15 protein-coding genes are annotated in these 19184 nt (G+C 57.3%); 7 read left to right on the top strand and 8 right to left on the bottom strand.

The genetic code is table 11. The features are described 5' to 3' along the window. Window positions 1-2 precede the first annotated feature (2 nt). The 6 genes from SIC19_RS16120 to SIC19_RS16095 form a co-directional block, all read right to left on the bottom strand. Window positions 3-3722, bottom strand: a complete 3720-nt coding sequence (locus tag SIC19_RS16120) for a YhdP family protein (RefSeq protein WP_228712249.1) — start codon at window positions 3720-3722, stop codon at window positions 3-5. Window positions 3723-3777: 55 nt separating this feature from the next. After that, entirely contained in the window at window positions 3778-5259 is a 1482-nt protein-coding gene (rng, locus tag SIC19_RS16115) for a ribonuclease G (RefSeq protein WP_036209846.1), read from the bottom strand. Next, window positions 5252-5857, bottom strand: coding sequence for a Maf family protein (locus SIC19_RS16110; RefSeq protein ID WP_041332424.1), 606 nt, complete (start codon window positions 5855-5857; stop codon window positions 5252-5254). The genes rng and SIC19_RS16110 overlap by 8 nt, the downstream gene beginning before the upstream one ends. A 14-nt stretch (window positions 5858-5871) precedes the next feature. Continuing rightward, window positions 5872-6348 (bottom strand): rod shape-determining protein MreD, encoded by a 477-nt coding sequence (mreD, locus tag SIC19_RS16105; RefSeq protein ID WP_127401705.1) that lies wholly within the window; start codon window positions 6346-6348, stop codon window positions 5872-5874. Continuing rightward, window positions 6348-7190 (bottom strand): rod shape-determining protein MreC, encoded by an 843-nt coding sequence (gene mreC / locus SIC19_RS16100; RefSeq protein WP_252971559.1) that lies wholly within the window; start codon window positions 7188-7190, stop codon window positions 6348-6350. The genes mreD and mreC overlap by 1 nt, the downstream gene beginning before the upstream one ends. Window positions 7191-7358: 168 nt before the next feature. Then, a complete protein-coding gene (locus SIC19_RS16095; RefSeq protein WP_036210335.1) occupies window positions 7359-8399 on the bottom strand; it encodes a rod shape-determining protein in 1041 nt (346 codons plus the stop codon). A gap of 377 nt (window positions 8400-8776) precedes the next feature. On the opposite strand from SIC19_RS16095, the gene gatC reads away from it, so the two are divergent. From gatC to gatB, 3 genes are read left to right on the top strand one after another with little or no spacing between them, the layout of a single operon-like run. Continuing rightward, a complete protein-coding gene (gene gatC / locus SIC19_RS16090; RefSeq protein WP_127401706.1) occupies window positions 8777-9064 on the top strand; it encodes an Asp-tRNA(Asn)/Glu-tRNA(Gln) amidotransferase subunit GatC in 288 nt (95 codons plus the stop codon). Window positions 9065-9110: 46 nt separating this feature from the next. Then, complete coding sequence (gatA, locus tag SIC19_RS16085; RefSeq protein ID WP_127401707.1) at window positions 9111-10568, top strand: Asp-tRNA(Asn)/Glu-tRNA(Gln) amidotransferase subunit GatA; 1458 nt, start codon at window positions 9111-9113, stop codon at window positions 10566-10568. A 21-nt stretch (window positions 10569-10589) separates the two neighbouring features. After that, a complete protein-coding gene (gene gatB, locus SIC19_RS16080; protein WP_036209830.1) occupies window positions 10590-12041 on the top strand; it encodes an Asp-tRNA(Asn)/Glu-tRNA(Gln) amidotransferase subunit GatB in 1452 nt (483 codons plus the stop codon). Window positions 12042-12125: 84 nt separating this feature from the next. On the opposite strand, the gene rimO is transcribed toward gatB, so the two are convergent. Further along, window positions 12126-13472 carry a 30S ribosomal protein S12 methylthiotransferase RimO gene (gene rimO / locus SIC19_RS16075; protein WP_127401708.1) on the bottom strand — a complete coding sequence of 449 codons (1347 nt, stop codon included), beginning with the start codon at window positions 13470-13472 and terminating at the stop codon, window positions 12126-12128. 414 nt (window positions 13473-13886) lie between these two features. On the opposite strand from rimO, the gene SIC19_RS16070 reads away from it, so the two are divergent. The 4 genes from SIC19_RS16070 (at window position 13887) to SIC19_RS16055 (ending at window position 18203) form a co-directional block, all read left to right on the top strand. Continuing rightward, window positions 13887-14291, top strand: coding sequence for a PilZ domain-containing protein (locus tag SIC19_RS16070; protein ID WP_036209818.1), 405 nt, complete (start codon window positions 13887-13889; stop codon window positions 14289-14291). 162 nt (window positions 14292-14453) lie between these two features. After that, on the top strand, window positions 14454-15362 hold the full coding sequence (gene cysD / locus SIC19_RS16065; RefSeq protein WP_036209815.1) for a sulfate adenylyltransferase subunit CysD: 909 nt from the start codon (window positions 14454-14456) through the stop codon (window positions 15360-15362). A 1-nt stretch (window position 15363) separates the two neighbouring features. Beyond that, on the top strand, window positions 15364-17022 hold the full coding sequence (gene cysN / locus SIC19_RS16060) for a sulfate adenylyltransferase subunit CysN (protein WP_075196517.1): 1659 nt from the start codon (window positions 15364-15366) through the stop codon (window positions 17020-17022). A 164-nt stretch (window positions 17023-17186) separates the two neighbouring features. Next, window positions 17187-18203, top strand: coding sequence for a nucleoid-associated protein (locus tag SIC19_RS16055; protein ID WP_127401709.1), 1017 nt, complete (start codon window positions 17187-17189; stop codon window positions 18201-18203). 178 nt (window positions 18204-18381) lie between these two features. Here the strand turns inward: SIC19_RS16055 and trmH are convergent, their stop codons facing one another. Beyond that, window positions 18382-19122 (bottom strand): tRNA (guanosine(18)-2'-O)-methyltransferase TrmH, encoded by a 741-nt coding sequence (gene trmH, locus SIC19_RS16050; protein ID WP_075196519.1) that lies wholly within the window; start codon window positions 19120-19122, stop codon window positions 18382-18384. Window positions 19123-19184: the final 62 nt, after the last annotated feature.

Raw genomic sequence — 19184 nt, 5'->3', positions numbered from 1 at the left:
CATCAATTGCCGGTATCGAATACCCGCCTCAGTCGCACGTCTGGTTCGTCCCAGCTTCCACTTACACTATAGGTTGCACTGGTGAGTTTGCTCAATGGGTCGCCCAACACTTTGTCGAGGACAAACAACGCACCGCCAATCGGAGCACCGGCCCCCATCAACAGAGCGGCGAGGGGCAGGTTCTGAGTCAGTGGCAACACCACCACCATTCTCATGTCGAGGGTTTCCTCAATCATGTTGGAGGTGCCCGTCAGCTTGAACGCGCCGGAAGGCCCTACCACCTGCAGCTCTGGATCCAACGTCAGCAGGCCGTTAATCATGCTGGCCTTGCCGGAGATGGCATCGAAGGCGACACCCGCTTCGTACAGATCGGAGAAATCGAGCTTGAGGCGTCGCCAGAGCGTGTCAGCATTGAGCAGGTTGAACACCCGGAACAGCTGAGCCGTATTGTTGCCCTCAAGGATGACACCGTCATCAAAACGCACACTGACCGAGCCACTAAGGCCCGAAACATCAAACTGATCCGGGCGGCCGGGCCAGTCAACATCAAGCTTAACGGCCGTGTTCTTGCTGCGGAAGGGAATCTCAGCGCCAACCAAGGTGTCCAGGTCCGCCAGCGACTTACCGTTGATATCACCGGTAAAACGGGTGATTTCCCGCCCGGCTGCGATGCTCCAGGCCAGCTCTCCCGTCAGGGTCAGGGATTTGAGAGTGCCAACAATGTCCTGTACTAGCAGTTGTGTGGCTTCGGGCCTCAGTTGGAACGACCAGCTACCGGCGTTTTCCCCATCCATGTTGAGATCGGCAATATGGACATCCACGTCCGGCCAGTTGCCGAGGCCCAGGTCACGGAATGTCTGTGCCTGCTGTTCGGGCTCCTGTTCATCGCCCGACTCACTATTGCCCCTGGAGAGCATCAGGCGCTCAAAGTCGACGCTGACCGGTCGATCGTCCTGGGGCCAGAGCACATGGCCTGACGCCCATTCCGAGTCGGTAGTGATCAACCACTCACTGTCACTTTGCCGCGCAGACACCGTAATATCAGTCAGTTGGCGGTCGCCCAGAAACAGTTCGTTCAGGGCAACGTCTACCATTCCCGACTCCCAGGTCATATCCAGGTTGGCGCGATCTTGCCAGTCGACTGACATATCAACGCCGGACTCTTGTCGGGGCGTGACTGTTACCCTCAGGGGCGCTTCATCATCAATGTCTTTTGCCAGCGGTTCAGGCCAGTCAACCGAGAGCCCGGCCAGATCCGAATACAGCGTAACGGCAGAAGCGGTGTCCGTTGAGACGTCCAACGTTGCCTGGTAGCCAATGTCGCCACTGAGCCCCATGTCCATGCCCTCCGGCAACTCAGTTCGATCCAGGAGCTGGCGAACGTCAAGGCGACCATATTGACGGATATTGAGCGATTGACCGTTCTCACTCCGCCGCATCAGAACCGTGACCGGAGCTCCCATAAACCGAGCTTGCAGGGGGTTCTCGGAAAATCCCTCATCGCTGTTAAACCCCAGTTCCCCATTGACCTGGGTCCACTGTAGATCGGCTTCGGGATAAGTCAGGGTACCGGAATCGGCTCTGACGCTGGCGTTGATGGTGGGCGGCGCATCGGATATCAAAGGCAAACCAAGCCCGAGATCCAGGTGAAAATCGCCATCCAGGACGATGCTCCGCCCTGCTTCTCCCGCCAGCTCACCCAGGGGGCTGTTGTCCATCCAGAAAGCCAACGCTGACCCGGGAACCGGGGCTGACGCATCGACGTACACCTGAATGTCCTCACCCTCCGGGACAACCCTCACCTCGCCGGGCTCCAGTTCCAGCCCTCCCGTTCGTCCTGCGCGGATGTCGACCCGGGTGCGACCATCCTGAATAAAGACTTCACCACTGGCATCCGCCACCTCGGGCCATCGCTCGTCGTAGCGGATACTGGCTTCTTCGAATCGGTAAACCATTGAGGACGAGAAAGAATTTTCCGGGGCGTCACGATCAATCTGGCCATGACCGTAAAACTCACCGCTGGAAATATCGGCCTTGGTGATCGACGTCGTCAGCCATTGGTAGAGGTCAGGGTCGACAACCTTCATTGGCACGAAGTCGGCAAGCATATCGGCCGTACCATCCCGCACACCGACCCTCAGCCCCAAATTGTCCTCCCCGCCCAGATCCATCCGCAGGTCAAAGGCACCCGTCAGCCGGGTGTTGGCACCATAAACCATACGGATATCATCCGCGTATACGCGGGTTACCCCTCCCTCAAAACGCCAGGCCACACCTGCGCGGACGTCGCGGAGGCTCCAGAACCCCCGGAACAGCTCCGGAAAACCGAGTGACAGCCCCTCGCTGTTCACTCTGACGAAACCGCCTTCCGGATTAACAAGCAGGGTACCATCGAGACCAGACACACCCGGCGCGCCATCATGAGCCCTGACGCCAAGATTGTTCAACGCAGCCGTTAGCTCAAAGCCATCGCTATCGTCCGCGGGCAGGTTCAGCATCACCCGGTCCAGACGGCCGGTGGGACGATAATTCTCAAGAGCCCTTTCAGCCCTGCCTGGCAACAGGTTCATGCCCACAGCCAACTGTCGAAGGGGTTGGAGTGAAAGCGCATCAGCGATCAATCTTCGGCTCCCGTCGCGATGACTGAACCGGAGGCTGAACGGAGAAACCGTATTGCCGTTCCACTCCCACTCAAGTTCCTTTACGTGAAACTCACCGGTGGCGTACCAGGGCTTAGCCGCCGCTTCTGGCTCATGCTCGCCCAACGTGTCGTGCCTGCGCCAGCCAAATTTCGCCCTGATATTCTCAAGTGGGGCCAGGGATTGGTGACCGACACCGAGTTGCAGATACGGCGTTTCAAGGTTGCCACTGACCTGCTCGATGCGCCCATCCCGAAACGTCATCCAGACCTGACCTCCGAGATCAAAACCTTCCGCCCGGATGTTCCGCCAGGCGTACTCCTCTGCCAGTCCATCAAACAACCGGCCGGAGTTAATATCCGCATAAACCTGACCCGTGAAGTCACCACGGAAGAAGTGCCGGCCAACCAGCTCGAAGCTGGCCAGTTGCTCGGTCGTTCCGGGCCGCATGGCACGGCCTGATGCATGAAACAGCCCGCGCCGGTAGATCAGGTCCAACTGGGGCACCTCTACATGCCTCAAAGTGCCATTGGCGTCGCGAATACCCAGGTCCAGGCGTGTAATCTTGACGGAAGGGTCGGACAGCCATTCGCCGGCAATATCCAGCCAGAGTTCCAGGTCGTTAGCGACGGGATCGGGAATATCGACACCTTCGACGGTCACCACCCCCCTCGGAGTCTGGTTGATCGTCAGTTCCAGCCCGTCGGCGTTAAAATCAGCGAACACAATGCGCAGGCGCATGAGCGAGGCGAGAAAATCGAGGCCAATGCGGACGCTCTTCAGTGACCCGACAACGTCACTACGGTCGCTTTCAGAGACGACCACGATATCGCGGGCGACAATGGTGGGATCCAGCCAGTTCCAGCTGGAGGAGAGCCCACCAATACTGACCGGCTGGCCCAGCTCAGACGACAACCGTTGTTCAATCGAAGAGCGATACTCGTTGATGTTCTGAGTAACCTGGCGCCCTATTCCGGCATAAAGTGCAAGCAGGACGACGACCGCCAGCAACAACCACCAGATCAGACTGGCGGCGCCCGAGACGATTCGAAGTAACAGATGTTTCAGAGTTTGATCAGCCACACTGGATGCCATCAGGGGTAATCGCCACGCCTAACCAATGCCTGCCGGGCCGGCGTTACAGCAGTACCACATCATACTGCTCCTGACTGTAGAATGGCTCAACCTGAAAACGGATGGTTTTGCTGATAAATGTCTCAAGGTCTGCCACGTTGTCGGACTCTTCATCCAACAGCCGATCCACCACGCTCTGGGACGCCATCACCAGATAGCTTTCCGCGTCGTAGGCGCGATTGACCCTGAGAATTTCACGGAACACTTCATAACAGACCGTTTCGCTGGTCTTGAGAAAGCCGCGTCCATCACAGATGGGGCAAGGCTCACATAAAATCTGACCAAGGCTTTCGGTGGTGCGCTTACGGGTCATTTCCACCAATCCGAGCTCGGAAACCCCGGTAATCTTGGTTTTGGCGTGATCCCGCTCCAGCATTTTCTCCAGCATTCGGTGGACCTGGCGCTGGTGCTCGGAATCCTCCATATCGATGAAATCGATGATGATAATACCACCGAGATTCCTTAACCTGAGCTGGCGACTAATGGCACGGGCCGCCTCGAGGTTGGTCTTGAAAATGGTTTCTTCCAGATTGCGGTGCCCCACAAACGCGCCGGTGTTGATATCGATCGTGGTCATCGCTTCGGTCTGGTCGATGATCACGTAGCCACCGGATTTGAGCTGGACCTTGCGACTGAGGGCTTTCTGAATTTCATCCTCAACGGAATACAGGTCAAAAATGGGACGTTCGCCCGGGTAATACTCGACCTTGTCGGAAAACTCGGTCACAAACTCCTCAACGAACTCCATCACCCGCTGGTGGCTTTCCCGACTATCGATGCGCACCTTCTCAGTCTGTGGACGAATCAGGTCGCGAATGGTGCGGATAAACAGGGGAAGATCCTGATACACCACCGAAGGCGCCTGACTTCGGGTAATGCGCTCCTCAATGGCCTGGTTCAGACGGTGCAGGTAGGTCATATCGCCGATCAGGTCATCTTCCGAGGCAGCCTCTGCAGCGGTGCGAATAATGTAGCCGCCAGAGATGTCCGGTTCTGCGGCAGCACCCTCTTCAACCAGTGACTTCAACCGTGAACGTTCGGTCTCATCTTCAATTCGCTGGGAAATACCAACATGACGGACGCCAGGCATGAATACCAGATAGCGCGAGGGGATGGATAGCTGGGTGGTCAGCCGTGCACCCTTGGTTCCAATGGGGTCCTTGGTGACCTGAACCACAAGGGACTGCCCTTCTCGGAGCAGGGTGCGGATATCCGGAACCGTTTTCGGTGTCTCGGGGGCTTCGCTGGCCGGCTGCTGACTGGTGACGACATCAGAGGCATGAATAAACGCCGCACGTTCCAGGCCGATATCTACAAATGCCGCCTCCATGCCGGGTAATACACGAACCACCTTGCCCTTGTAAATGTTGCCCACGATGCCCTTGCGGCTGGTGCGCTCAATGTAGGCCTCCTGGAGCATACCGTTCTCCACGAGCGCCACCCGGGTTTCCACCGGGGTCACATTGATCAGTATTTCTTCACTCATTGCGGCTCTCCTGCCTGCTGTTCCAGGTTTCCCATACCGGGTATCCGGCACCGGCCAGTAATGCTGCGGTTTCCTGCAGGGGCAGTCCCACTACGGCGCTGTAACTGCCTCGGAGTTCCTCTACAAAAATACCACCCCGCCCCTGAATGCCATAGCCGCCCGCTTTATCCATGGGCTCACCAGTTGCCACATAGGCATCGATTTCCGCCGCCAGCAGCTCGCGGAAACGAACATTCGCTATCACCAGGCGGGACTCACAAATACCCTTGTGAACCACAGCGACACCGGTCATGACCTGATGGGTGGTTCCCGAGAGCGCCTGTAACATAACGGTCGCATCGCCGGTGCTGTCTGGCTTGCCCAGAATCCGGCCCTCCAGTACAACCGAGGTGTCCGAACCAATCACCAGGCAGCCAGGCTTGGAAGCACTTCCCGCCAGAGCCTTTTCCCGGGCAAGGCGTTCGACATAGTGTTCGGCTGACTCGTTGCTCGCGGGCGTTTCGTCAATATCCGCCGGCTGAACCAGGAACGACAGACCGATCTGCCTTAACAGTTCGGCTCTTCGAGGAGACGCTGAGGCAAGAACAATAGACTGCATAGCGCCCTCCAATCCTAGCCAAGCTTGCGATTCAGGTTATCCAGCAACACACACAACACCGGCCAGACCAGAGCGCTGGTCAGCGCCGGCCACAAGTAGCTGAAACCGGAGCTGTCAACTCCCAGTGTCTGCTTGATAAAATGCACCAGCATCTGGTTGATGCCCAACAACAGGAACACCATCAGGCACTGCTGCGGCAAAGGGTACATACGCAGCCGCTGGTGAATGGTCAGCACCAGGAACGCAATAACACCCATGGCCAGGGCATTCACGCCCAGCGGGGTGGCTTCCAGTACGTCCAGCAGCAGACCGAGGCACCAGGCCAACAGGATACCGAACTGGGCCGGTGCCCGGAATGTCCAGTAGAACACAATCAGGCCCAGCCATTCCGGCCGGAACTCAAACCAGCCCAGCGGAAACAGCGAACTGCTGAGCACCAGGGCAAACAAAACGCTCAGGGCAAAAACGGGATAACTGATCACCGACAGCATTAGCGCACCCCATCCTGTTCTGGTGATCCAGCATCGGAGCCTTCGGGCGAGCTTTCAGCGTCATTCGTGGCGTCGTCCTGTTCCGGTGAAAACACAACCAACACCAGGCGACTCCGGTTCAGTTCCGCCATTGGCGTAGCACGAATTTTCACAAACGGTTCACCCGGCTCCTTGGAAATCTGGTCCACTTCCGCCACCGGGTAGCCCTTGGGAAAACGCCCCCCCAACCCGGAGCTGACCAACAGATCCCCTTCGCGAATATCGGCGGTATCCGGCACATGCACCAATTCAAGCGTGCTGGTGTCCCCATTTCCAAGCAGGATAGCTCGCAAGCCGTTGCGAACCACTTCCACAGGCACCGCGTGGCTGCTGTCCGATACCAATAGAACCCGTGAGGTAAAACTGCTGGTTTGTTGGACCTGCCCCATCAGGCCGTTGGCATCCAGGATAGCCTGGCCGACCACAACACCGTCGCGACTGCCTTTGTTGATCACCACTTCGTGAGAGAACGGGTCCGGTGAAACACCGACTATTTCGCCAACTATGACCCGGTCATCAAGGACCTCTGAGGAGTTCATCAGCTTGCGCAGTTCGTTGTTTTCTGAGGCCAGGGCGGCATATTTGAGCGCCCGGCGCTCCAGTATCAGCAAGCGAGCACGCAGCGCTTCGTTTTCTTCCTGGAGGTCTTCACGGGTGGTAAACAGGCTGGCGACCCAGTCGCTGAATTCGGAAGGTGCATTGCCAAGCCAGTGAACCGGGGCAAGGCCGGTACCGATCGCGCTGCGAACCGGCGTTACCTGATCGAAGCGGGCATCCGCAACAATCAGTATCGCAGAGAGCACAATAACCAGTAGCAGCCTGAAACCGGGAACGGGGCCTTGGACAAAGATGGTTTTAATAGCTCACCCTCCCGCACTCCATGCAGGTGTCCATACGACAACCGCCGCCGTGATCATTCACGAGCGGCGGCCGGGTAAAGGCAATGTCGGGGCGTAAAGCCGGAGTCAAGGTCAGCCCTCCTGGGAGAACATTCCGATTCCGCCACGATCAATCACTTCCAGCGCCTTGCCGCCACCACGGGCGACACAGGTCAGCGGGTCTTCCGCAATAATCACCGGCAGGCCGGTTTCCTCGCTGATCAGTTTATCCAAACCGCGCAGCAACGCACCACCACCCGTAAGCACAATGCCACGCTCAGCGATATCAGACGCCAACTCTGGCGGCGACTGTTCCAGGGCGCTTTTCACCGTCTGGACGATCTGAGCCAGGGATTCCTGGAGAGCGTCGAGGATTTCCTCGCTGTTCAGGGTAAACGCCCGGGGCACGCCCTCTGCCAGGTTGCGGCCGCGAACGTCGATCTCGCGGATATCCAGCCCCTCATAGGCGCAGCCAATTTCGTGTTTGATGCGCTCCGCAGTGGAGTCACCGATCAGGCTGCCGTAGTTGCGACGAACGTAGGTAACGATCGCTTCATCGAACTTGTCGCCACCGGTACGAACAGACTCGGCGTACACAATGCCATTCAGGGAGATGATAGCGATTTCGGTGGTGCCACCGCCGATGTCCACAATCATGGAACCGCTGGCTTCCTCCACCGGCAGGCCAGCACCAATGGCCGCCGCCATCGGCTCTTCAATCAGGAACACTTCCCTGGCACCAGCGCCCAGGGCGGATTCACGGATAGCCTTACGCTCTACCTGGGTGGATTTGCTGGGAACGCAAACCAGTACGCGGGGGCTTGGGGTGATAAAGCTGTTCTCATGCACCTTGTGAATGAAGTGCTGGAGCATTTTCTCGGTAACCACGAAATCTGCGATCACTCCGTCTTTCATCGGACGGATGGCGGTGATGTTTCCCGGTGTGCGGCCAAGCATGCGTTTGGCTTCGGCGCCGACGGCTGCGACCATTTTCTGTGAGCCAGAGGTGCGGATGGCTACAACGGAGGGCTCGTTGAGTACGATACCGCGTTCGCGCACGTATATAAGGGTGTTGGCGGTGCCCAGGTCGATGGACAGGTCGCTGGAAAATAAACCTCGGAGTCTTTTGATCAACATTCGTGTAGTTTCAACCTGAGAGTTGCAGTCGCAAAAATGATGCGGCAACTTTAGCAGTGAGCACCCCCGCAGGCAAGGCACCATCGGGGCTCCCGAGGCGCCTTTCGCGCTCTTCTCCTTTGTTTTGGCCCCTCCCGCGATTGTTTGAATCTGTTACCATAGCGCTTTCTTTTTGAACTTGGGTGCATGGGCGCTTGAGAGACAGCCTTCCAAAACACGCTCAAGCACGTCCGTGTGGCGCTTGGGCTCCGCCATCCATGGCTCCGCACAGTTTTGGAAGGCTGTCTCTCAAGCACCCTCATCATCCGTGCAAACTTCAGTTGATATAAAGCGCGCATTTAAATTACTGAAACTTCATATATATGGGAGGAAGCGTGACCATTTCCCGCAAGGACATTGAGAAAGTCGCTGTGCTCGCCCGCATTCGGGTGGACGAGGAACAGGTTTCAGCGCTGGAAAAGGATCTGGGCAATATCCTGGATCTGGTGGACCAGTTGAGCGCGGCGGATACCGATTCGGTGGCGCCCATGGCCCACCCCTTGGATGCCGTCCAGCGCCTGCGCCCGGATGAGGTGACGGAAACCAATGAACGGGAGTCTTTCCAGGCCATTGCGCCGGCTACCGAGAATGGCCTCTATCTGGTTCCCCGAGTGATTGAATAAAGGGCATCGAGTGACCCGACGAACAGCGACGTAAACAGGACGTATCATGCATAACAAATCCGTAGCAGAGCTTTCCCGAGATCTGGAAAGCGGCAAGATTTCCAGCGTGGAGCTGACCCGGCAGTTCCTGGGCCGCCTTGAAAAGGAAGACGAGCAGCTCAACAGCTTTATCACCATTACGGAAGAACAGGCCCTGGCCGACGCCCATGCGGCAGACGAGCAACGGGCGGCGGGTAAGGCCACACCCTGGACGGGTGTGCCCTTCGCCCACAAGGACATATTCTGCACCAATGGCGTGGCGACCACCTGTGGCTCGAAGATGCTGGCGAATTTTGTGCCGCCCTACGATGCAACGGTCACGGAGAACTTCCGCAAGGCGGGCGCTGTGTGCCTGGGTAAGACCAACATGGACGAGTTCGCCATGGGGTCGTCCACCGAGTCCAGCTACTTTGGCGCCACTGCCAACCCCTGGGGGCTGAGCCGGGGCGAGAAGCGGGTTCCGGGTGGTTCTTCCGGCGGCTCCGCGGCGGCGGTTGCAGCGCGGCTCGTGCCCGCGGCGACAGCCACGGATACCGGCGGGTCCATTCGTCAACCGGCCGCGCTCTGTGGCGTGACCGGGCTGAAACCAACCTATGGCCGGGTGTCCCGTTACGGCATGATAGCCTTTGCTTCGAGCCTGGACCAGGGCGGCACCATGGCCCGCACAGCCGAAGACAATGCGCTGATGCTGAATGTAATGGCGGGCTTTGACCCCAAGGACTCCACCTCCATTGACCGTGACGTTCCGGACTATACCGCAACGCTGAACGAGCCGTTGACAGGGTTACGCATCGGGCTGCCGAAGGAATACTTTTCTGGCAACCTCAGTGCCGCCATGGAAGAACAGGTTCGGGGTGCTATCCGGGAGTACGAGAAGCTCGGCGCCACGGTAAAGGAAGTATCCCTTCCCCACGCTGACCTCGCCATCGCGGCCTACTACGTTATCGCCCCGGCCGAGGCCTCGGCCAACTTGTCCCGTTTTGACGGCGCCCGTTATGGCTACCGCTGCGAAGACCCGAAAGACCTGCTGGACATGTACACACGCACCCGGGCCGAAGGCTTCGGCACCGAGGTCAAGCGGCGGATTCTGGTGGGCACCTACGCCCTGTCCGCCGGTTACTTCGATGCCTATTATCTGAAAGCCCAGAAGGTTCGTCGGCTGATCCAGCGGGACTTTATTAACGCCTTCAAGGAAGTGGATGTGCTGATGAGCCCGACCACGCCCTCCCCGGCCTTTATCCAGGGCGAGAAAATCAGCGATCCGGTGACCATGTACCTGGAGGACGTGTTTACCATTGCCATCAACCTGGCGGGCATCCCCGCCATGTCCGTTCCAGCCGGGTTTGTGGATGGGCTTCCAGTAGGCCTGCAGATTATTGGGGATTACTTCTCCGAAGCTCGCTTGTTGAACGCCGCCCATCAATTTCAGCAGGTGACCGACTGGCACCAGCGCGAACCGCAATAAGCCCGATACAGGAGAACGACTATGCAATGGGACATTGTGATCGGGCTGGAGATTCACGTTCAGCTCGCCACCAAAACCAAGATTTTTTCCGGCTCCAGCACCGCCTATGGTGCCGAACCCAACACCCAGGCCAATGCCGTTGACCTGGCCATGCCGGGCACGCTGCCAGTGCCGAACGAGCAGGCATTCCGCTACGCGGTGATGTTTGGCCTGGCGGTCAACGCCGAGATTGAACGCCGCTCAGTGTTCGAACGGAAGAACTATTTCTACCCGGACCTTCCCAAGGGCTACCAGACAACACAACTGGAGCGCCCAATTGTCGGCCCCGGCTATGTGGATATCGATCTGGCCAGCGGCGAATCCAAGCGGGTGCGTATTCACCATGCCCACCTGGAAGAGGATGCCGGAAAATCTCTCCATGAGGATTTCCACGGCATGACGGGCATCGACCTGAACCGTGCAGGCACGCCTCTGATTGAGGTGGTCACTGAACCCGACATGACCAATGCCGATGAGGCTGTCGCCTTTGCCAAGAAACTCCACGGCATTGTCACGTCCCTGGGCATCTGTGACGGTGACATGTCACAGGGCTCCATGCGCTTTGACGTGAACATCTCACTCAAGCCCAAGGGTTCCGATACCCTGGGCACCCGCACCGAAACCAAGAACCTGAACTCCTTCCGCTTCATGGAGCAGGCCATTGCCCATGAGGTCGAGCGGCAGATGGACATTCTCGAGGACGGCGGCACCATTGTTCAGGAAACCCGCCTGTACAATGGCGACCGGGACGAGTCCCGCTCCATGCGCACCAAGGAAGAAGCCAACGATTACCGCTACTTCCCCTGCCCGGACCTGCTGCCGGTGGAAATCGACGACGCCTTTATCGACGAAGCCCGCAACAGCCTCCCGGAACTGCCGGATGCCCGCAAGGCCCGCTTCAAGGAGCAGTACGGCCTGAACGACTACGATGCTGGACTACTGGCTGGCGACTCGAAACTGGCCGCATTCTTCGAAGCCGCCGCTGATCGCGGGAAGGACGCCAAGTTGGCTTCCAACTGGGTTCAGGGCGAATTCTCCGCACGTCTGAATGCGGAGGAAAAATCTGTTGCCGACTCACCGATTTCCGGCAAGCAGCTAGGGGATCTGGTGGTGCGCATCGCGGATAACACGATTTCCTCGGCGGGTGCCAAGAAGGTGTTCGAGGCGCTCTGGGCCGGCGAAAATGACAGCGTGGATGCGATTATCGATGCCAAAGGCCTGAAGCAGGTGTCGGACACTGGCGAGCTTGAGAAAATGGTGGACGAGGTTCTGGCCTCCATGCCGGATCAGGTGGCCCAGTACCAGCAGGAATCCGACCCCAAGAAGCAGAAGAAGATGCTCGGCGGGTTCATGGGGCCGCTGATGAAGGCCTCCAAGGGCCAGGGTAATCCGAAGCTGTTTAATGAGATTCTTGTTAAGAAACTTGGGGGCTGATTTCTCAGCGTTTTTGCAGGCTACGGGTGTTGCTTTTTGCTGCAGCCCTAGCCTGCTTGATATGGGGGAGGCCTCGGTGGGAGGCTACCGAACAAGCCGACCCCATAGATCATGCTCATCCGCATGCTCGACCGCAGCCTGAACAATCTGCCCCGGAACAAGATCGGTTTCGTCGTTGAGGTAAACCATGCCGTCAATCTCCGGCGCATCCGCCTTGGAGCGGCCGATGGCGCCTTCTTCGTCGACTTCGTCGATGAGAACGTCAATAGTCTGGCCGATTTTGGCCTGCAATCGGGCCGCTGATATTTCAGCCTGTTTTTCCATGAACCGGGCCAAGCGCTCTTCCTTTACTTCTTCCGGAACGGCACCTTCGATCTCGTTCGCCTTCGCACCTTCCACCGGGCTGTATTTGAAGGCTCCGACACGATCAAGCTGAGCCTCATCCAGCCAATCCAGCAGGTACTGGAAATCTTCCTCTGTTTCGCCGGGGAAACCGACAATAAAGGTGGAACGGATGGTGAGCTCCGGGCAGATGTCACGCCACTTGCGAATGCGTTCCAGCGTCTTGCTGTCGTGGGCCGGGCGTTTCATGGCCTTGAGCACTTTCGGGCTGGCGTGCTGGAACGGGATATCCAGGTACGGCAGGATTTTGCCCTCCGCCATCAGCGGGATCACATCGTCCACGTGCGGATAGGGATAAACGTAATGCAGGCGCACCCAAACGCCCATTTCACCCAACGCCTCACACAGGGACTGCATCTTGGTCTTTAGCGGGCGGCCCTGCCAGAATCCGGTACGGTACTTGGTGTCGACACCGTATGCAGAGGTGTCCTGGGAGATCACCAGAAGCTCTTTTACGCCAGCGTCCACCAGGCGCTTGGCCTCGTCCATCACGTCACCAATCGGGCGACTGACCAGGTCGCCGCGCATGGACGGGATGATGCAGAAGGTGCATCGGTGGTTGCAGCCTTCGGAAATTTTCAGGTATGCATAATGCCGGGGGGTCAGTTTGATACCCTGAGGAGGTACCAGGTCCGTAAACGGATCGTGTTGCTTGTTCGGCGGCACGAACTGGTGCACCGCTCCCACAACTTCTTCGTAGGCGTGTGGGCCGGACACGGCGAGAACACCCGGGTGAGTGTCACGTATCTTGTCCGCTTCAACACCCATGCAACCGGTTACGATGACCTTGCCATTGTCATTGATTGCTTCACCAATGGCATCTAGGGACTCCTGCTTGGCGGCATCTATAAAGCCACAGGTGTTCACCACGACGATATCAGCGTCGTTATAGGTCGGTACCACATCGTAGCCGTCCAGCCGAAGCTGGGTAAGGATGCGCTCGGAATCAACCAGGGCCTTGGGGCAGCCAAGACTGATAAAACCCACTTTTCCGCTGCCTGCGGGAAGGGATGAAATCTTGTTTGTCATAACCTGCACGAAATCGTGGAGCCGTTAGCGGCCCCGGTGGATGTTGGTGCGTAGTTTACCGCAGCCAATCCGACACCGTAAGTAACAGCTGCCCGTCGTATCCGCCTGATCGCGAGCGCTCCGAATCGATTTTGGTGACACCACGCTCACATTCAGTTCACAAATCTGACAGTTTTGGCGACAGGCAACTTGCTGATCACCAAACAAACAACTAGACTTTCAGGAAGTTAAGATCGAAACAACAAGCGCTTGCTGTTTTTCGCACTCGCCATATTGCAGATTTATGACAATTGGCTGGCTTTCTCGTGTGTATAGAAAGCGTGCCTGGAAAGAAGGCAGCGAGTAAAAATAATAAAGGATTGAACGATGGGTAAGGCTGCCTGCTTTGAAACCAGAGATGCAAGAAGAGTGACTATGAAACCAGTTGCCGCCAAGCCAAACCTACGCAACCAACAACGCGTCGATGTCGCTACCGAAGCCCGGATTGAAAAAACCGACGGCAGCTGCCTTACCTGTAAAGTCTCCAACATTTCCCGAACCGGCCTGATGGTCCTCTGTGATCAGGACTCCGTGAGAAAACTGGTTCCCGGCCAGAAAACACCGGCACCCGGAAACTGGATATCCGTAACAACGACATTCTCTGTGCCGGTTGTTGCCAACCAACCCGTTTCTGTGATCGCCGGAGGCAACATTGTACACATGCGACGAATTGCCCGCGACCAGTTCCAGCTCGGCATCCAGTTCTCGGAGTTCGAAGGCAATGGTTTCGACTACGTGAACAACTACGTCAGCAAACTGCTTTCCACCTCGTCGCACTAACTCGGAAGTTTTACCCTCCAGCCTTTCCTGCCGCTATATTGTTATAGCAGTAAACTCTAGTTACCCGACTTCTTATGCCATGGCCTGATCTGGTATCATTGCGGCATTCACACGCCCAGCCTCTATCGAATCCGGAGGCACGCAAAGCGGTAACAGGACACGATGACCACTTACAACCTGACGCATCTCAAACAGCTGGAAGCTGAAAGCATCCACATCATCCGGGAAGTTGCAGCCGAGTTCGACAACCCGGTCATGCTCTATTCCATCGGGAAAGACTCCGCAGTAATGCTGCACCTGGCCCGCAAAGCCTTTCATCCCGGCAAGCTGCCCTTCCCGCTCTTACACGTGGACACCACCTGGAAGTTCAAGCAGATGATTGAATTCCGGGACCGCAAAGCAAAAGAGTATGGCCTGGACCTGATCGTCCACAAGAACGAGGACGGGATCAAACAGGGCATCGGCCCCTTTACTCACGGCAGCGCCAAGCATACCGACGTGATGAAAACCCAGGCCCTCAAACAGGCCCTGGACAAGTACAAGTTTGATGCTGCTTTCGGCGGCGCTCGCCGGGACGAGGAAAAATCCCGTGCCAAGGAGCGCGTCTATTCCTTCCGTGACGAGTACCACCGCTGGGACCCAAAGAACCAACGTCCTGAGCTCTGGAACATCTACAACGGCAAGATCAACAAAGGCGAGAGCATCCGGGTATTCCCGCTGTCCAACTGGACCGAGCTGGATATCTGGCAGTACATCTACCTCGAAAACATTGAAATCGTGCCACTTTACTACTCCGCCAAGCGGCCCGTCGTGGAACGCGATGGCACGCTGATCATGGTGGACGACGACCGCATGCCTTTGAAAGAAGGCGAAAAGCCGATGATGAAATCCATCCGTTTCCGCACCCTGGGCTGTTACCCACTGACCGGCGCCATCGAATCCGAGGCAGACACGCTGCCGGAGATCATCCAGGAGATGTTGCTGGCAACCAGCTCCGAACGTCAGGGCCGCGTGATCGACCACGATTCGGCCGGCTCCATGGAACAGAAAAAGCGGGAAGGGTATTTCTAAGATGGCACACCAGTCTGATCTGATTGCGGAAGATATTCAGGCCTACCTGAAGCAACACGAAAACAAGGAACTGCTGCGCCTACTCACCTGCGGCAGTGTGGACGACGGCAAGAGCACCCTTATTGGTCGCCTGCTGCACGACACCAAGATGATCTATGAAGATCATATGGCGAGCCTGAAAAGTGACAGCGCCAAGATGGGCACAACGGGCGAAAAGCTGGACCTTGCCCTTCTGGTCGATGGCCTGCAGGCCGAGCGGGAACAAGGCATCACTATTGATGTTGCCTATCGCTTTTTCTCAACTGATAAGCGCAAGTTCATCATCGCAGACACTCCCGGCCACGAGCAGTACACTCGCAACATGGCGACAGGGGCATCGACGGCTCAAGTTGCGATCCTGATGATCGATGCGCGCCACGGCGTTCTGACCCAGACCCGCCGCCACTCCTACATTGCCTCTCTGCTTGGCATTCGCCACATCGTGGTCGCAGTGAACAAAATGGATCTGGTTGATTTCAGCGAAGAACGCTTCAACGAAATCAAGGACGACTACCTGGCGTTTGCCAATCAGCTTGGCCTGAAGGATATTCGCTTCGTGCCACTGTCTGCCCTCGAAGGCGACAACGTCGTTAACAGGAGTGAGAACACACCCTGGTTCGACGGCCAGCCCCTGATGGACATTCTGGAGACGGTGGAAGTATCCCACGACAAAAATCTGGAGCACTTCCGCTTCCCCGTCCAGTACGTGACGCGCCCGAACCTGAACTTCCGCGGTTTCTGCGGCACCATAGCCTCTGGTGTTGTGCGCCCCGGCGACAAAGTGATGGCCTTGCCTTCACGACGCACCAGCGCAATCAAAGACATTGTGACGTTTGATGGCAACCTGGAAGAAGCCTATATCGACCAGGCGGTCACACTGACGCTCACCGATGAAATCGATGTCAGCCGAGGCGATATGCTGGTCAAGGCTGAGGATGAGCCAGAAGTGGGCAACCGCTTCACCGCCAACATTGTCTGGATGACGGACGGCCCGCTGGAAACCGGTCGCCTTTACGACATCAAGCTCGGCCCGACGTTTACCTCGGCTACCGTCAAAAAGATTCATCACCAGACCGACGTCAACACGCTGGAGAAGAACGACAACCCGTCTGCGCTTCAGCTGAACGAAATCGGACTGTGTGAGCTGACCCTGAGCCAGCCCATTGCGTTTGATGCCTATCAGCGCAACCACGCCACGGGCAGCTTCATTGTGATTGATCGACTGACCAACGTGACGATCGGTGCGGGCATGATTGCTGGCACTGCAGGCACAGTTGAGTCGCTGGACCCGGTGACCAGCGAAGAGCGCGAGCGCCGTCTGGCGCAGAAGCCTGCCATTATTGCCTGTAACGGCAAGCAGGCCACGGCGCTGGCCCTGGCAGTTGAACGGGCGCTGTTCGATCAGGGCAAGACCTCCGTTGTCCTCAGCGAGGACAATGCCGGCAATGCCGAAGACCGTCGGCGCGCAGCGCAGGTGGTCAGTGCCCATGGCCTGATTGCCATTGCGGTGAACCTGGGTGCGGATGTGGCATCGGCGTCTGTTTCTGCAGACGATGACAAGGAGGTCACTGAAGCGGTGACTTCACTGATTCAGGACCTGATGCGGCATAAGCGGGTTTAACCTCGCTTTTGGGACTTGAGGATAGCCCCCATGGTCTTAGGCCTTGGGGGCTTCTTCGTTTTGGGGCTGATCCCACAGTCCTATAAAAACCATTACAATCCCAACCCCTGAAGGTTTACCCTCAGCCTCCTACACGTTCTATTAACCAAGGGACTCTTGACTCCATGGCCATCAAACAGCTCCGCACTCTCTTCGCCAGCCAGTATCAGCCCGGACAGCCGGCGCGGGTTCGTCCCGGCGAGGCGTTGGCCGAGCCGGGTGGCGACTATGAGGCGCTTCACAAGCAGATGAAGCGCCTGTTCAACAGCAAGCCCGGCAAGAAATACGGTCGTTTTTCCGAGGACATCGGTGAAAGTCCGTTCAGCAGCTGGCTGAAGGACTACCGGGAGGACAAGCAAAGCTTTGCGTCGATGACTGACCGTCTTTTTGGCCAGTGGCAGGAACTGCTGAACAGTGCCCAGGAGGAATTTGAGGGGCACCTGATGATTGTCCACGAAGCCCTCGCGGATGCGGAGGTGGTTTATCTGTTTATCCTGGAAAACGACAGCGCCATGCGTTTTGATGCCCAGCAAACGTTGGACGCGACGGACATCCTGAGCCTGTCGCGGCTGAATCTGGCGGTGCGCGTGGAATTGGACGACTGGCTGAGTGACAACGCCGGCGAGAACTATCTTACGCTGGTCCACGCTCGTGGTTCCGGGGAAGGCGGTGACCTGTTCATCAAGCTATGCGGTTTCACCAATCAGGTGGATGTGGAGAAAGAGACGCTGACGTTCATGGATGCGGTGGAGGCGTTTGCCAAGTCTTCAGAGCCTGAAGAAGCGGGCAAGATTCGTGCGCGAGCCTATGAGTTCTCGAAGGAGCAGCATGCGTTGGGCGAGCCGGTGGCCATTGAAGCTCTGTCGGGCTATCTGGACGAGAACGAGCCCCAGCGTTTCAAGGAGTTTGCCAGTGAGACTGCCGAGCTGCCGGAAAGCGGGGTGTTGCATCCAGATCACCGCAAGGTGAAGAAGCTGGTTCGGATTGCGGGCTCAGGTGGTGGTATGAGCGTGTCGTTCTCTTCGGATCTGGTGAATCAGGCGGTTTACTATGACCGTGACAACGACGCATTGACGATTACGCGGTTGCCTAAGGCGTTGCGGGAGCAGCTGCAACGTTATCTTGAAGGCCGGGAGGAATAGCAGCTCACTGATCTGATGACTTTGGGGGCTGACCTTCTAGACTGAGAACTCTTGGGGCTGGTCCCGCCATGGGGTAGCATTTTCTTCTGGAAAAAGAACTCGCTGCGCTCGGACACCTTTTTCCGGCAGAAAATGCTACCCCACACCGTGACCGATCAATCGACTGTGGTTAATCCTTTTATTGAGGTTCGTTGGTGGCTGATTCTGTTTTATCAGTCCACCTCGGACGGTTGGCTCGCAGCTTTCGGACTTCCTGCATCCAGCCTACGCCGTCGACTAATTCACCGGTTTCCGGGTCTATAGGCGGGTATGGCAGGTTGCGGTCGTCGCAGTAGCGTTTTACGACCGGCTGGCACCAGCAGAACAGCAGACGGTTGTATTCATCGTCTGGTAGCCTCTGGTGGGCATACAGGCCTGCCTGTTTCCTCTGCCGTTGTGCTTCGGACAGAATAATCGCACAGGCGGACGACACGTTCAGGGACTCCACCATGCCCATCATGGGGATCACAATGTGCTCGTCAGCCTGTTCGGCAGCGCTGTCGCTGACACCATCTACTTCATTACCCATGATCACCGTGCAGGGCACGGTGAAATCCGCTTCCCGGTAATCAATCGCTCTTTCCGACAATTGGGCGGCGTAGAGTTTGTGGCCCCGCCCTTTCAGCTCCGAAACCGCATCGTCCATGGTGGGGTGCGTGTGGGTGGTGACCCAGTTGTAGCTGCCGCCGGCGGTTTTTCGGAAGGCACGGAAACCTTCCCGCGGCCAGACCACGTGCATGCTGGCAAGACCAAACGCATCGCAGGAGCGGATGATGGCCGACAGATTGCGGGGTTTGTGGACCTGGTCGGTGAGGACGCTGAGATCGGGCTGGCGAGTATCCAGGGTTTGTTTGATTCGGGCCAGGCGTTCGGGAGTCATGATTGTTTGAGCGTTCTAAAAAATTGGAAAAACCAATACTACCACAAGCGATTTAGAGGATT

The sequence above is a fragment of the Marinobacter sp. MIT930201 genome, assembly GCF_047122665.1.
Classification (GTDB): Bacteria; Pseudomonadota; Gammaproteobacteria; order Pseudomonadales; family Oleiphilaceae; genus Marinobacter; species Marinobacter salarius.
The sequence above is the reverse complement of the archived record's forward strand: the minus strand, read 5'-3'. Positions and strand labels throughout refer to the sequence as shown.

What these genes read in the sequence shown, in the direction of transcription:
- gatB (WP_036209830.1), top strand. Translation starts at nt 10,590, where the DNA reads ATGCAATGGGACATTGTGATCGGGCTGGAGATTCACGTTCAGCTCGCC.
- trmH (WP_075196519.1), bottom strand. Translation starts at nt 19,122, where the DNA reads ATGACTCCCGAACGCCTGGCCCGAATCAAACAAACCCTGGATACTCGC.
- cysN (WP_075196517.1), top strand. Translation starts at nt 15,364, where the DNA reads ATGGCACACCAGTCTGATCTGATTGCGGAAGATATTCAGGCCTACCTG.
- cysD (WP_036209815.1), top strand. Translation starts at nt 14,454, where the DNA reads ATGACCACTTACAACCTGACGCATCTCAAACAGCTGGAAGCTGAAAGC.
- gatA (WP_127401707.1), top strand. Translation starts at nt 9,111, where the DNA reads ATGCATAACAAATCCGTAGCAGAGCTTTCCCGAGATCTGGAAAGCGGC.
- rimO (WP_127401708.1), bottom strand. Translation starts at nt 13,472, where the DNA reads ATGACAAACAAGATTTCATCCCTTCCCGCAGGCAGCGGAAAAGTGGGT.
- SIC19_RS16070 (WP_036209818.1), top strand. Translation starts at nt 13,887, where the DNA reads ATGAAACCAGTTGCCGCCAAGCCAAACCTACGCAACCAACAACGCGTC.
- SIC19_RS16110 (WP_041332424.1), bottom strand. Translation starts at nt 5,857, where the DNA reads ATGCAGTCTATTGTTCTTGCCTCAGCGTCTCCTCGAAGAGCCGAACTG.
- mreD (WP_127401705.1), bottom strand. Translation starts at nt 6,348, where the DNA reads ATGCTGTCGGTGATCAGTTATCCCGTTTTTGCCCTGAGCGTTTTGTTT.
- rng (WP_036209846.1), bottom strand. Translation starts at nt 5,259, where the DNA reads ATGAGTGAAGAAATACTGATCAATGTGACCCCGGTGGAAACCCGGGTG.
- SIC19_RS16055 (WP_127401709.1), top strand. Translation starts at nt 17,187, where the DNA reads ATGGCCATCAAACAGCTCCGCACTCTCTTCGCCAGCCAGTATCAGCCC.